The 12,853-nt window shown below is 63.2% G+C and carries 7 protein-coding genes and 3 pseudogenes; 3 read left to right on the plus strand and 7 right to left on the minus strand.

Annotation, left to right across the window (positions count from 1 at the left end; translation table 11 throughout):
* Nucleotides 1-61 precede the first annotated feature (61 nt).
* Nucleotides 62-3,367, plus strand: coding sequence for a hypothetical protein (locus tag M1R55_RS21590; RefSeq protein ID WP_249395018.1), 3,306 nt, complete (start codon nucleotides 62-64; stop codon nucleotides 3,365-3,367).
* 399 nt (nucleotides 3,368-3,766) lie between these two features.
* Here M1R55_RS21590 and M1R55_RS21595 read toward each other — a convergent pair whose 3' ends face one another.
* The 5 genes and pseudogenes from M1R55_RS21595 to M1R55_RS21615 all read right to left on the minus strand — a co-directional run bounded on the left by M1R55_RS21595 (nucleotide 3,767) and on the right by M1R55_RS21615 (nucleotide 8,207).
* Nucleotides 3,767-5,113: a hypothetical protein gene (locus M1R55_RS21595; RefSeq protein ID WP_249395019.1), complete on the minus strand. Its 1,347-nt coding sequence runs from the start codon at nucleotides 5,111-5,113 to the stop codon at nucleotides 3,767-3,769.
* 109 nt (nucleotides 5,114-5,222) lie between these two features.
* Nucleotides 5,223-5,378 carry a hypothetical protein gene (locus tag M1R55_RS21600; protein ID WP_249395020.1) on the minus strand — a complete coding sequence of 52 codons (156 nt, stop codon included), beginning with the start codon at nucleotides 5,376-5,378 and terminating at the stop codon, nucleotides 5,223-5,225.
* 16 nt (nucleotides 5,379-5,394) lie between these two features.
* Nucleotides 5,395-5,892: pseudogene (locus tag M1R55_RS21605) on the minus strand (WYL domain-containing protein).
* Nucleotides 5,893-5,952: 60 nt separating this feature from the next.
* Nucleotides 5,953-6,200, minus strand: a pseudogene (locus M1R55_RS21610) (transposase); the annotation flags it as partial.
* A gap of 102 nt (nucleotides 6,201-6,302) precedes the next feature.
* Nucleotides 6,303-8,207, minus strand: coding sequence for a potassium transporter TrkA (locus M1R55_RS21615; RefSeq protein WP_249395021.1), 1,905 nt, complete (start codon nucleotides 8,205-8,207; stop codon nucleotides 6,303-6,305).
* A 682-nt stretch (nucleotides 8,208-8,889) separates the two neighbouring features.
* Between M1R55_RS21615 and M1R55_RS21620 the strand changes: the two genes are divergently transcribed.
* On the plus strand, nucleotides 8,890-10,761 hold the full coding sequence (locus M1R55_RS21620; protein ID WP_249395022.1) for an NPCBM/NEW2 domain-containing protein: 1,872 nt from the start codon (nucleotides 8,890-8,892) through the stop codon (nucleotides 10,759-10,761).
* Nucleotides 10,762-11,196: 435 nt separating this feature from the next.
* On the opposite strand, the gene M1R55_RS21625 is transcribed toward M1R55_RS21620, so the two are convergent.
* Nucleotides 11,197-11,388, minus strand: coding sequence for a type II toxin-antitoxin system VapC family toxin (locus tag M1R55_RS21625; protein WP_249395023.1), 192 nt, complete (start codon nucleotides 11,386-11,388; stop codon nucleotides 11,197-11,199).
* Between the two features lie 202 nt (nucleotides 11,389-11,590).
* Here M1R55_RS21625 and M1R55_RS21630 point away from each other — a divergent pair, with 202 nt between their 5' ends.
* Nucleotides 11,591-12,433 carry a GNAT family N-acetyltransferase gene (locus M1R55_RS21630; protein ID WP_249395024.1) on the plus strand — a complete coding sequence of 281 codons (843 nt, stop codon included), beginning with the start codon at nucleotides 11,591-11,593 and terminating at the stop codon, nucleotides 12,431-12,433.
* Between the two features lie 109 nt (nucleotides 12,434-12,542).
* On the opposite strand, the pseudogene M1R55_RS21635 reads toward M1R55_RS21630, so the two are convergent.
* Nucleotides 12,543-12,674: pseudogene (locus M1R55_RS21635) on the minus strand (tyrosine-type recombinase/integrase); the annotation flags it as partial.
* Between the last annotated feature and the right edge of the window lie 179 nt (nucleotides 12,675-12,853).

Raw genomic sequence — 12,853 nt, forward strand, 5'->3', positions numbered from 1 at the left:
GAGCGTCGGTTTCACGGCACCTCCCACCCTTCCCACCTCGCTGCGATACAGGAGCCACACCATGACCGCTGCCCCACTGCTCGCTGAATTTGAAGCCTTGACCCACCGCGCCCGGATGCGGCGCATGGTGGAGCTCGGCCGCCTGCCCGAAGCGCAACGCGAACCCGTCCTGGAGAGTCTCCGCAGCGGCAGCGTGTACGAACGCCGTTTGGCGCTGTGGGCCTGTCACGGGAGCCGGGACGGAGAGCAGGCGTACCGGGCGGCCCTCGATCCATCCGGGCACGTGGCTGGCCCGGCGCTGCGGTTGGTGGCCTTGCTGTGCAGTGAGGCGCAGCTCCTCGGCCTCCTGGAAGCCTTGCCCACGTCGCGGCATTTCGCGCTGGTGGGGCGCTGGAAGATCGCGGGCCGCCCCGCAACGCCTGTAGACGCCTGGATAGAGCAGCTGCTGTCTACGGGCCGCCGGGGCGAAGTCTGGGCGTTGCTGTCGTTTGCTCATTCCGAATTGGCCAGAACACTCCTATTGGCCGCGCTGGATGAGGGCAATGAACGAGACTGGAAACGTTTGGCCCGCCGTTTTCCCCGGCTGGTGGCAGAGGAATTGCAGCGGCGGGCCACAGCAGCCACTGAACTCGATTACCGTCTGACGTCGCAGGCTATGGGGGTACGCGCAGAGTTGCTGGCGCAGGAACGCGGCCCCGCACTGGCCTTGACCCAGGAACTGGAGCGCACGGCCCCGCTGGGCCACCTGAATTTGTGGTCACTGGTGCGCGCCGCGCCTGAGCAAGTATCCGCCCTGCTGCTGAATTCACCGGATCCGGTGTACCTCGACCTGACTCCTGCGCTGCGCCGCCTCTCTGCAGAAGACATAGAGCGGCTCTTGCTTCAGCGCCCCGCTAATTTTCCCGGAGCGGAAGGGGCTTTTGGTCGCCTGAGTCCCCAGCGCCGCCGCACATTGGCTCCAGCTTTTCTGGCCGCGTTCACCTCGCCGCAGGGCGTCGTTCCGCTGGGATTGGCCGCCCACTTGCCCTCTGAACTGCGCGCACCAGAGGCGCGGCGTCACTTGGCCCTGCCCGCCCTGCAAACCCAGCCCCTCCAGCGCTTGCCATATGCAGGCCTGTTGCCCTGGGAAGAAGCCCGCGCCGCTGTGGACGCCGCGTTGCGGCATCCCGACGCCGAGTTGCGCGGTCAGGCCGTCGCCAGCCTGCTGTCTGCACTGCGCTACGAGCGGACGCGGCAGGCCCAGGCACTGCAACTGGTCACCGCCCGGCGCCATGAGCAAGACCCGGTGCGCGGCCAGATGCTGGGGGCGTTGGCCGACCTGCCGCCCGGATTGTGGCAGGCGGGCAGCTTGGCCGCGCTGGGGCAGGTCATTCAGGACGCCCTGAACGCCGCCGACCTGTCCTACGTCACGGCGCAGTCGGCAGAGCGGCTCTTGGTGGGTCTGCTGCCGTTCCATCCGAATTGGGGCGCAGAGTGGCTGGGCAAGCTGGTGCAGGCGCGGGGTCAGGTCAATTTGGGACACCTGGAACAGCGGCTCACATCTGCCACGGCGTCGGTGCTGATCGCGGCCCTGCTCCCCGTGCTGCGCGGCTGGGAAACGCGGGAACGAGAAGGCCAATTGCTGGGGGGCATCCGCAGCTTCGGGCGGTACGTGGGCCAGTCGCCGGACTTGCAAGACCTTCTGGAACGCCTGGTTCAGCAGTCGGCAGAGGCGTGGACTTCAGTGGGCGCACTGGGTGTGTTGGCCGAACACAGCTGGGAACGCTTCGCGGCGCTGGTGCCCCGCTTGCTGGCCCGCGACGCCAGTTGGGGCACGCAGCCCCTGGTCTACAGCTACGTGCACCGTCACCGTCAAGACCTGCTCACGCCGCTCCTGGGGCGGCAAGCCTACCGGGGGCGTTTTAGCACCGGCAAGACGCGCTTCGTGTTGCCGCTGTCGGCGGGCTCCTACCGCTGGACACTCACGCAGCAGCACCTGTTTGCTCAGACACTGTTGGAAGTGTCTCAGGACACGGGCCGCGATCTGCCCGGCGTGATCCGGGCGATGCACCACCTGGCCGCGCTGCCCTCACCCGTGCGCCCGCCGGCCCGCACCTCCCTGCTGTCCCGCCTGACTGGAGTGCCCCGCCCCGCCGAAGACCTCCCGCTGCGCCGCCTGACCGAGTTGGCCCGCCTTGACCATCCCCATCTGGCCCTGCGAGACACCGCCGTGCGGATGCTGGGCCGCCTGGACGCTGGGCGCGGCTTGCCTGCGCTCCTGGACACTCTGGAGGATGACCGCGCCCGCACCGCCATCTATACCCTGCGCCGCCCGCTGCTGAACTTGCCGCCTGCCGACGCCCTGAAGCTGCTGGGGCAAGTGCCGCGTGAGCGGGTCACGGTGGTCAAGGAAGTGCTGCGCCTGATCGGAGACTTGCCCGGAGAGGCTGCCTATCAAGCCTTGTTGAATTTTGGCCGTGACGATCTGCACCGCGACGCGCGGGTGGCGCTGCTGCGGGGACTCTGGAATCACCTGAATCGCCCAGAAACGTGGCCGCTGCTGCTCTCGGCGGCCCAGTCTGGCGACGCGGGCCTGTCGAGCGGCCTGGTGCGGCTGCCCGCGCAACAGGTCACCGCCGCCTACAGGCCGCAGTATTTGACCCTGTTGTCGGCCCTGCTCCGTCATGCTGATGCGGTGGTGCGCCTCGAAACGTTACGCTTTCACGCTGCCGTGACTGACCCCGAACGCCAACTGTTGGGCGTCCTGCTAGCAACGATGGCCTCGCCGCACACAGAAGAAGCGCAGGCATCGGCCCGCTTGGTGTTCGCCTCCTATTCGGGCCGGGACGTACCCGCACTGTCAGCTGCTTTTACAGACCTGCTGCCCCGGCGCCGCGCCCTCGTACAGGCCACCCACGCGCTGCTCGGGGCCGCCAGCGCCGCCCCGCAGAAGGCCGCAGCTACCGTGGAAGCCGTACTGGAGGCTTTGGCCGCCGATCCCCTCACGCTGCACCTGCAGGTGCGGCTGGCGGTGGCCACGCTGCTTTGGCCCGATTTGGCCGCACGCCTGCTGCGCTGGGCTGAGGCCGGGCAGCTTCACCCGGAAGTCTTGATGGACGCTGTGAATGCTGTGCTGGGCGCAGGGGCACGCACTGACCTTTCACAGATCAGCACGTTAGAAGAACTGTTGGCAGGCGGCCCACCCGAAACCCGCCGCATTGCACTGGCTGCGCTGACCGTGGCGGCGCAGGCTCCGGGAGCTTGGACTCCACAGCGGCTGGAGCGGTTGCGAACCTACCGGGCCGACCCTTCAGCCCTGGTGGCGAGCGCCGCCCAGTTCACCCTGCCAGCCACGGAGGTCGTGACAGAAGCCAACGAAGAACACTGACACGGATTCTGGATGAGTACAGCGTTCGACTAGCTCTTATCGCCTTACGCCTTGTGGGACTCCCAGAGCTGCCGAGCAGATGGGGCTATGAAGCAAACTCAGGCTTGAAAACGTACGAAACGCTGTAATGATTCCTAAACTGTCGGCCCTTTAAGTGAGTACAGCCACCACTGAGCTTGCCTCGCTTTTGCGTAAAAATGAGGGATCCCCAAAATGATGATGGTGACAAAGTCCATTGGGCTGCAGTATCTCCTCTCATCGGCGAAGGCGGGACAGATGGTTGCCAGGTGTGGCCTGGTGATGCCGCTGCCTCAGGCAGGTCAATTTCAGGCCTGTAGATCGCCACTGAGCGGCTGACACTTCAGCAGATGCCCCTTCCCGGGCCCAACATCCCCCTGCTTACGGACTAGAACAGGCCGGCACACTGCTGAAGGTCAGCCCGTCTGCGCCGAGGGCCAGCAGGGTTCCCTTCTTCACCGTCAACTGGGCTTCAGGGGTCAGGGTCTTGTCCCCCACCTTCCAGCGCAGCACCTGCATTGCTGTTCCCCCGTCTGGCGCAGACGAGGAGATCAGGGCCAGCACCTCATCGGGATGCGGGCTGGGAAGCAGTTGGGCACTGGCAGCACTGCCCAGGCTGATGCTGAACGCGCCCTTTTGACTGAAGCCCGGCGCGTTCCCGGTGGTGCGGAACGCTTCGAGGACGCCTCTGGTGCTGAACGTTACCAACCACTCGCCGCTGGAAGTCAGGAGATGATCGGCAACCCCGATGGAATACACCGTCAGTGTGGTTTTGCCGGTGCGGGCATCGATCACCTTGATCGGCGAGGTAAAGCCGCTGGCCTCACTGAACAGGTCTGCCCCTCCACCCTGCAAGCGGGCGGCTGGGCGAGATCCACTGCTCCAGTGAAAGAGGGCTTGACCGCTGGCGAGGTCAAAGCGGGTATACACGCCTGCTGCGTCCTGCACCAGCAGGGTGCGCCCGTCTCCAGAGAACGCGGTGATGTGGACGCCCCGGCCCAGCGGCAAGCGCTGAAGCACCTGGCCCGTTTGGGCGTCGATCACCTTCACCGCCGGGGCCGCGTCCCAACCGGCGACCGCCAGCAGCCGTCCATCGAGGGACAGACGGAGATCGAGTGCGCTGCCTGTAAAGAGCCGCATGGGACGCTCAGTCCCTGCGGCCGTGCACCAGCGCAGGCGCCCAGCGGTATCCGCCATGGGGCGGGTCAGAACCAGCCCCACCGAGGGAGCAGTACTCCCCACAAACCAGGTGGCGCGGGCCGGCGTGCGGGTGGCCTCGCAGGTGCTCAGAGCGATCACGCCGCTGCTGTAGTTCAGCCGAGCAAACGTGCCCTGACCGGCGAAGGTGAGCTGCCAGCGCTCGTCGCTCAGGCCAAACACACCGGGCAGGGCCAGGAGCCGCGCCCGCAGACTCAGGGCGTCGTCTTCGGTGCCGGGCAGCAAAATTCGCTCCAAGTCGCTGCAGCTGTAGCCGAAGACGGCTGGGGTGTCTTCAAAGGCCCGCTGGAGGTCGGCGGAACGTTGGCTGGCGAGCGGGCGCAGACGCAGGCTGGCCGGAGGCAGGGGCAACGGCAAGCGCACCGAGGTGAGCGCCGGTTCGTACGCCGAGGGAACCAACTTCAGAGACTCGGCGAAACGGGTCGCCGCAGCCTCAGGGGGCAGCGCTTGGGACTGTGCGCCGCAGAACACACCAGTGAGCAGCAGGAGGGCCGTGAACAGACGCTTCATCTCGCCGCACTCTGCCAGACCGCGTCTTCCACCGTTCTGTCGTGTGTGGTGCGAATGCTGCTCGTCCGCCCTCGCCGCAGGGCCGCGCGGTGTGTTTGCTCTCCCATTGCTAGGGGCTTCTGGGGAACACCGGGGAGGCGAATGGACTGATCAGCACCGCCGCGTTGAGGTCAATAGTGCTGAGGTGCAGGGTCGCTCCGCCTTCTAGGGCGATGGGCGGCAGGCGAGGCTGTTCCTCAGGAGTGAGGGGGCAGAAAGGATGCACGGCGGCTCTTGGGCACTCAGGTTTGCTCAGAGGCCCACAGGGACAAGGGATCTGGTGCAGAAGCCATCACTTGCCCCTTTCCGTGTGCCTGTGCCACGTGAGAACGCAACTCCGGTGGCCTCAGGACTTCGACCTCGCCGCCCCAGCCCAGAATCCAGGGCACGAGTTCCTTCCACCCGCCCGCCCACCTGCAGGCACACCCGCGTGTGACCGCTGCTCAGCACGGCGACTTCGGCGGCTGGCCCCAGATCTCGCGCACCAGGTCGCCGGCCATGATGCCCCATGCGCCTGACAGATAGTTCAAGGGATGGAAGTCTTCCGGGATCTGACAGTCCTTGTCCAGCAGCGTGACGCTGTGCATCCGGGCCACCCGGAACACGGAGGGCCGGTCTCCACCTTTCAGACGATTTACGCCGATGGCATAGGCCTGACGGTTCTGCGGATTGAGTTCGATGAAATAAATTACCAGCTCGACCTGCGACGCTTTGGTGGGTGAGTGATAGGTACTTTTCAGGACTCACCCTTCCAGCCACGGGCGTGGCACCAACTCGAAGGTGCGCGTCGTCGCCGGATCGCTGGAGGCTTTTTCTAGTATTTCACTCTCCTGACGCAGAGTTCCGTTCTCGCTGCGGAGTCATCGGATTTTCTGCTGCTCGAGGGTCAGGCTCTGCTTGCCTTTATCTGCTCAGCGTTCATCCATTGGCGCAGCAGAGACACGTTGATGCCCAGATCGCGGGCGGTGCTCGAAAGGTTGCCGCTGGTTCGGGCGAGGTGTAGAACATCTCGCTTGAACTCAGCGGTCTGGATTCTGCGGTTGATCATGATGGTGCCTCCTCGCTTCGAGGCCTATCTCCCCCTTCGCCATATCGGGTCACCCTTAAAGGCGGGCAACCCCAACCCTGAGGAGTCCAGGAAGAGTGGGGCTCAGCTCTCCGACAAGACGATGATGCGGTCATGCTCCGAGAACTGGATCAGCCCGGGCTTGTGTGGATTCAGATGAACGCCGTAGGAGAAGTTCGGGCTGTCCGCTTCGCTTTTCAGGCGGTAGCCGATGGCGACCTCCTGGCGTCGCCGCGCCGCTTCCAGCACGGTGTAAAAGGTCAGGGGTTGGCCCAGGGCCACATAGTCGCCCGCAGGTTTCAGGTAGATTTCAGACCCTTCTGCCCGGAACAGGTCGTCGAACACGGCTTTTAACCCCGCGTTTTCGGAAATTTGCGACATCAGCAGGCTCACCAGTCGGTCGGACACGATAAAATCGTCGGCCTGCGTGACCTGGGCCAGCTCGCGGTTGCGCACGTCCAGCATCTCCGACACGATCGAAAAGTCCTGCCCGGAACGGCTGGCCATGTCGCGCAGGTGCAGCAGCGTGACGAGGGTGCGCCCATCGGCCTGCTGAATGTCAGGCGCGTCGGACGAAGACAGCGTGATGATGTGGTCGTAGCGGCCCGGCTCAAGGGCTTCCAGAATGCGGCGGTCGGTGGCGTCGCCTGCGGACAGCTCAAGGGTCTGATGGATCAGGGTCGGCCTGATGTCGTTCAGGGTTTCCTCTGCCCCCGGCACAGTGGTCACGACGGTCAGGCTGGAACCAGGCGCGACATAGTGGTCGAGTTCGCTGATGACCGTCCGAATGCGGTCGTTCCAGCCCAGCACCAGCGTGCGCTCAGGCCGTTGGGCTCGGGGCACGGTTTGCCGAAGAGCCGCCTCGTCAATGTCGGGCTGGATGGGCATGGCCCGCACGGTGTCGTCATCGGCAGAAATCGCAATGACCTGTGTGCCTGCCGCAATCGGTGTCTCCATCGGCGGATTCAGCAGGATGCGGCCATCCGGCAGGCGCAGCCCCATCAGGCTGGAATGCTCGAAGGCCGCCAGCGCGTCACCGAACTGCAGGCCCACCAGAGCGGGCAGGTCTGCAAAATAAATCTCGTCGCCGCCAAAGTCGAGCAGTTCGGTGTACACCACCGACAGCCCGGACTGCCGACACGTTTGCACCATGATCCGGGAAATCAGGTCGTCCACCAACACGAGGCTCGCCTCTTCCCGGCCCACCAGACGCGCCGCCTCGATGTTCTGCGAATCTCGGATTTCGGCCACGATGTGGTAAGGCTCGGCCCGCCGGTTGGGGTTGTTGGTGATCGCCAAAATGGCCTTGATCACAGTCGAATCGGCATTGTCGTCTTCTGGGGCCAGCACAATGATCGAGCGGGCAGCGTGGGGATTGGCGATCTCCAGATCGGCCAGATCAATCGGGTTTCCGGTGCGGCACACGATGCGGGTGCGGCCCGTAGAACCGAGCCGGGCCCGCAGTTCGTCGTCCATTTCGACCTTATCTTTGTCGGCCAAAATCACGATGCAGGGGCGGCGCTGGTTGGCGTTGGCCAGCATCAGCTCAGACAGGATCGTGAAAACGTGGGGCGACCAGCCCAGAATCAGGGTATGGCCTTCCTCGGCCACAAACGAGCGGCCCTTGCGCAGTTCTTCTAACCGGGCTTCGATGCCGCTGGTGACCACACCGATCAGCATACTGACGACGAAAATACCGCCAAGGGTCATGGCAAACATGGTGCCCAGAAACAGCGGTGTGCCGCTGTCGCCGCCCACGGCCCCGGAATCGAGGGCACGCATCAGGTTCCACCACAGCAGACTGCCGAAGCCGAGAGGCTTTTCATCGGTTCCCGCGGGCACTTGTTGGGTCACCTGCACAAATACGCTGATCATGAGAATCAGCAGGGCTGAAATCACGAAGAGCCACCCGATCATGGCCGCTGGTCCCCGAGACATGGAATTGTCGAAGCGGTACCGAAGATGCTCACCAAATGTTGCTTTTCTCATGGATAATTGCCTTTCGGGAGCTGAGCCCGCATGGCTCCAACCGCAGCCAATGGAAAAAGAGGGTTGAAGGCAGCATCTTTGCGCGTTGCTTAATCGTTCGGACGAAAAATCAAAATCCCAATCATGTTTCAAAATGAGAATATGGTTTGTTTTCTTTAATTTATCTTACGGGCGCAGCGGATGGCTGGACGACGACCTGAGCGGCGATTTGACCGGCACTTGTAAAGAGGTGTTTCTCGGTCCCCCCTCTGAATCCAGTCAGGGAAGCCATCGGTACAGCGCTGAAGGTAGCGGGCCTCAGGCAGGCCGAATTAGACCGCCGGATCGGCACCAGCCGGAGCGCCGTCAACCGCAGGGTGAACCCGTTCTACTGTGGGGCACAGTGGCAGAGGCCGTGGGGCGAGACCTGAACGTGTCTCTTACGGCTCAAACTTCGTAACTCCATGCAAGAACAAGGGAGCGCCCCGGCCTGCCCGCCCAAGCTGGGGCGGGGACGTCTCGCCGGAGGGGCAGACTCAGCTTTACCCTACGAACCACACACGCTCTCGGTGTCCTTTCTGCCCTTCTCTACAACTAAGTTTTCATGAACTGAAGTTGAAGAAAACTAAAGCTAGTGGGGGTACCCTTTGAGCAGCCGCCCCTCACAACCCTCACATCTCACCGTGGCTAGAGGCTCTTCGGAATGCATCCACGACTCACCCGTTCCCTGCTGGTCGGAAGCGCCCTCATCCTCTGGCTGACCGCCTGCGGTCAGTCTCCCTCATCTGGTACCGCCAATCCGTATGCAGGTGGAGCGAGTTACCCCTGGTCATACACCGCCTCTCCACACCAGCTCACGCCACTGAGCCTGACCGCAGGAGAAAACAACCTGTACTACGAGCCGATCCTCGCTGCCCACAATAGTTGGGGCCCCATCGAGATCGACCGCTCCAACGGCGAGCAACAGGCTGGAGACGGCAAGACGCTCACCCTCAACGAGGTCACCTACGCCCGTGGATACGGCACCCACGCGGGCAGCGAGTTGCGCTTCAGCCTCAAAGGCACAGACGCGACCTGTACCCGCTTCACCAGCCAGATCGGCCTAGACGATGAGGTGGGCAGCAAAGGCAGCGTGGTGTTCCAAGTCTATTTGGATGGCCAGCAAGCGTATGACAGCGGCACCATGACCGGAGCGAGCGTGACCAAAACGGTGAGCCTCGATATTACGGGGAAACAGGAATTGCGCCTGGTGGTCACCGATGCGGGCGACGGCATCGACTACGACCACGCCGACTGGGCCAAACCCCTGATCTTTTGCGTGGCCACCACGCCCCCCAACCCCACGCCTGGCAATGGCAGCCTCGACGTGAGCTTTCAGCGCCTTCCAGATTACCCCTATGGATTCGACGGCGCCTTAGCACCGGATGGCAAGATCCTGATCCGGGGCAGTGACCGGACAACCCGGCAAAACCCCGATGGCACTCTCAGCTTCGGGAGTGACGAGGTGACACGGTACACCTCCGATGGCACTGTTGACGCCACCTTTGGGCAGGGTGGACGCATCGTGTTGGAGCCGCGTTACGAGACTTTCAGTGACCAAAAACTGCTGGTTCAGCCTGATGGCAAAGTGCTGATCAACGTCAGGCCAGCCAGCCAGAACAGCCAGGTCAGCTTTGTCGAGATCAAACGCTACCGGGCCGATGGCTCACTTGATCCAGGCTATGGACAACAGGGTACCGTCGCGACGAACTTTTTTGTGCGCACAATGGCCCTCCAAGCCGACGGAAAGTTGATCATCGCCGGGTCTGAACTCGGAGGTGGATGGCTCGTCCAGCGCTTGAACACCAACGGCACGCTGGACACCGGCTTTGGCGTGAACGGACGCGTCACCTCGGTCTTCCCCGACACCAGTGGACGCCTTTCCTACGGTGCAACACCTTGGGAAAGTGTGGTGCAGGCAAACGGCAAGATCCTCGTGGTGGGAGACGCCGCCTTCGAGCAGGTCAGCGGCGGCCGCAACACTTTCAGTCAAAGAGAGCTTGCTCTGGCGCGCTACAACCCGGACGGCACGCCGGACGTGACCTTCAGTGGCGACGGCCTGCTCAGGGACGCGTTCATTCGGTCGAGCGAGAACTACCTGAATCACCCGTACGCCGTGGCCATCCAAGCGAACGGAAACATTCTGGTCGGCGGTCTGGCACTTGTGGAAAGCAGTGTGGAACAGGAACGCTTCTTCGGCGGTGCGCTCGTCCGCTACACGCCGGGCGGCACGCGCGACTCCGCCTTTGCCTCTGGGGGAGTGGCACTGTTCCTCAATGACGGGCCGGCGCCCTGCCGCACCATTGAGGCGGTCGCCCTTCAGCAGGATGGCAAGATCCTGGTCACTGGACCCTATTCCAGTGGCACACCCAATAACTCGTATCAAGCGTGTGCAAAACGTCTGCAGCCCACCGGGGCGCAGGACACCAGCTTTGATCCGACGGCTGCTCAGACCAGTAGTGGACAGGCCACTCTGGTGCAGCCTGACGGCCGCGTCCTGTTCGGCCTGCACAACATGGTTCGTGTTTGGCCCTGAAGACCGGTCTCCGCGGGTCTGGAGACACTGGGCTGGGTGATGCTGCCTGAACTTGACCCACGGCAAGTCCAGGCTCAGGCGGACTGGAAGCTGAGGTCAGCCCTGCTGCAACTGTTGACCAAGGAAAGCTGCGGGTTCCTGCCAGGAGGCAAGCGCAAGAAAGCGCCCCCGCCATCCGGCCAAAGCTGAGGTGGGGGCTGTTTTTGGGGTGAGGAAAATAGGAAGAAGAGGTCGTCAGAGCAAGTCTTCTCTCCACTCTCCTGCTCCCATTTGCGCACGCTTCGGCGGGAGTAGCGCTCTCCAACATCTGCCGCGCCCCGCTCTTGATGGGGGTTGTCGGGAAGAGAAAGCAAGTTCGATGGTTGTGTTGCCTTAAGTGAACCGAGGTACGCTGACCGTCCGTGACTGCCGCCAAGCCCTATGGCAGGACGCGTTTCAGACGTGGTGTGCGGTTGCCCTCAGCTTGCTGTGACGCCAATTCAGGCAACACAACCGTTTGCCCTCCAACTCGGTGAAGGTCACGCTGCTGACGAAACACGGACGGCTGGCGATCACCTGCAGACTCTGGTCTCGCCCGTCCTCATTGAGCAGATAAGCCATCAGGGCACTGGCATCGAAGAGCAGCACTCTTTACCAACCCTTCTGTGCCGGTTCGGTTGGCCGGTCGGAGGGCAGTTCGGCAGTGAGGTCAGTTGCCTTCGTCTCTTCCTTTTGCAATGAACCAAGCAATGCAGGCAGAAGGATCGTTTAATCCTCGCCAGGATGGGATTCGTCCGGGATCATGGCCCAGAAGAATTGCAGCCTGTAGACCATGTGGATAAGATGGACTATGACGCACTTCTCCACATCCGAGTGGCCGACTCCACAGGCTCTGGAATTGCTGGAACGGCAAATCCTGACTGAGTTGGCTGAGGGATTATCTGTCGCTGACCGGGATGAATTGGGCGTGGGAGTCTACGATTTGCCTGGCGCGTCTCTGGTGACGCTCACCCGGTATCCGCAAGTGCTGGATTTCAACCGCACGATCAACTTGGGCGTAACCGAGCCGGCGACAGATGAGACCTTGAAGAGCTTGCGGGCTCGGGCACGGGCCCTCGGACTGCCGAATGTCATGGTCGGGGTGGTGCCAGGCGCGCAGCCGGACGATTTGAAAGACCGGCTTCTGGCGCTCGGAGCACAACCAGCTCGCGCGTGGATGCAGGTCTGGAGGGAGGCGGTGGAAGTGCCGCAGGACACTCCAGAGGTAGAGGTTCGGCCAGTCATGCCGGATGAATACGGCACATTCGGGACGGTCATGTTGCGCGGGTTCTCCATGCCACCTGACCTTGAGCCAATGACCCGTGCCCTCAATGGGCGACCGGGATGGACAAACTATCTGGCGAGGCTTGGCGGGCAGGCGGTGGCCTGTGGCAGCCTCTATGTGAAGGGAGGGTACGGCTGGCTTGGCAACGCCACCACGCTGCCTGAGTTCCGGCGGCACGGAGCCCAGGCAGCGCTGATCGCCCGCCGGATTACGGATGCAGCGCGTCAGGGTGCCCATACGGTGTTCACGCAAGTGGCCGAGGATTTGCCCGATAAGCCCAATCCGAGCGAGCACAACATGCGCAAGGCCCGATTCCTGACGGCATACCGACGGGAACATCTGGTTCTACCCACCGACATATCCGACTGACAAAGCAAATTTTCCTCAGTTCAACGCCACAGGAACGCCTACCGGGGCTGGCGGCACCGTACCGAAGAGTGTCAACCACCAGCGACCGCCGCTCACTGTCCAGCACATGCCGGTACACGTCTAGGGTGATCGACACCCGCGCATGTCCCGGCGTCTTGGACACCACTTCCGCCGGCACTCCCCGCCGCAGGGCCAGCGTGGCAGAGGTGTGCCGCAGGTCGTGGGGAGAGATGCCGGGCAGCCTGTCTCCGGCTCAGCTGCCTGCGGGTGGGGGGAGGGCAAGAAGAAACCAAGCCGGGTCCGGATCTTGGCTCATGGCCGGAAAGCCATGAGCCTGGTGCGGTACGGATGGGAACACTGGTGCAACGTCCTACGATGGGTTCCAGACAAACGAACTGAGATCATTCGGGTGCTGGTGAG

Source organism: Deinococcus sp. QL22, from assembly GCF_023370075.1.
Taxonomy (GTDB): Bacteria; Deinococcota; Deinococci; order Deinococcales; family Deinococcaceae; genus Deinococcus.

Bases quoted from the DNA above. Each gene is read 5' to 3' on its own strand.
- M1R55_RS21630 (WP_249395024.1), top strand. From the start codon at position 11,591: ATGACGCACTTCTCCACATCCGAGTGGCCGACTCCACAGGCTCTGGAA.
- M1R55_RS21615 (WP_249395021.1), bottom strand. From the start codon at position 8,207: ATGAGAAAAGCAACATTTGGTGAGCATCTTCGGTACCGCTTCGACAAT.
- M1R55_RS21590 (WP_249395018.1), top strand. From the start codon at position 62: ATGACCGCTGCCCCACTGCTCGCTGAATTTGAAGCCTTGACCCACCGC.
- M1R55_RS21595 (WP_249395019.1), bottom strand. From the start codon at position 5,113: ATGAAGCGTCTGTTCACGGCCCTCCTGCTGCTCACTGGTGTGTTCTGC.
- M1R55_RS21620 (WP_249395022.1), top strand. From the start codon at position 8,890: ATGCATCCACGACTCACCCGTTCCCTGCTGGTCGGAAGCGCCCTCATC.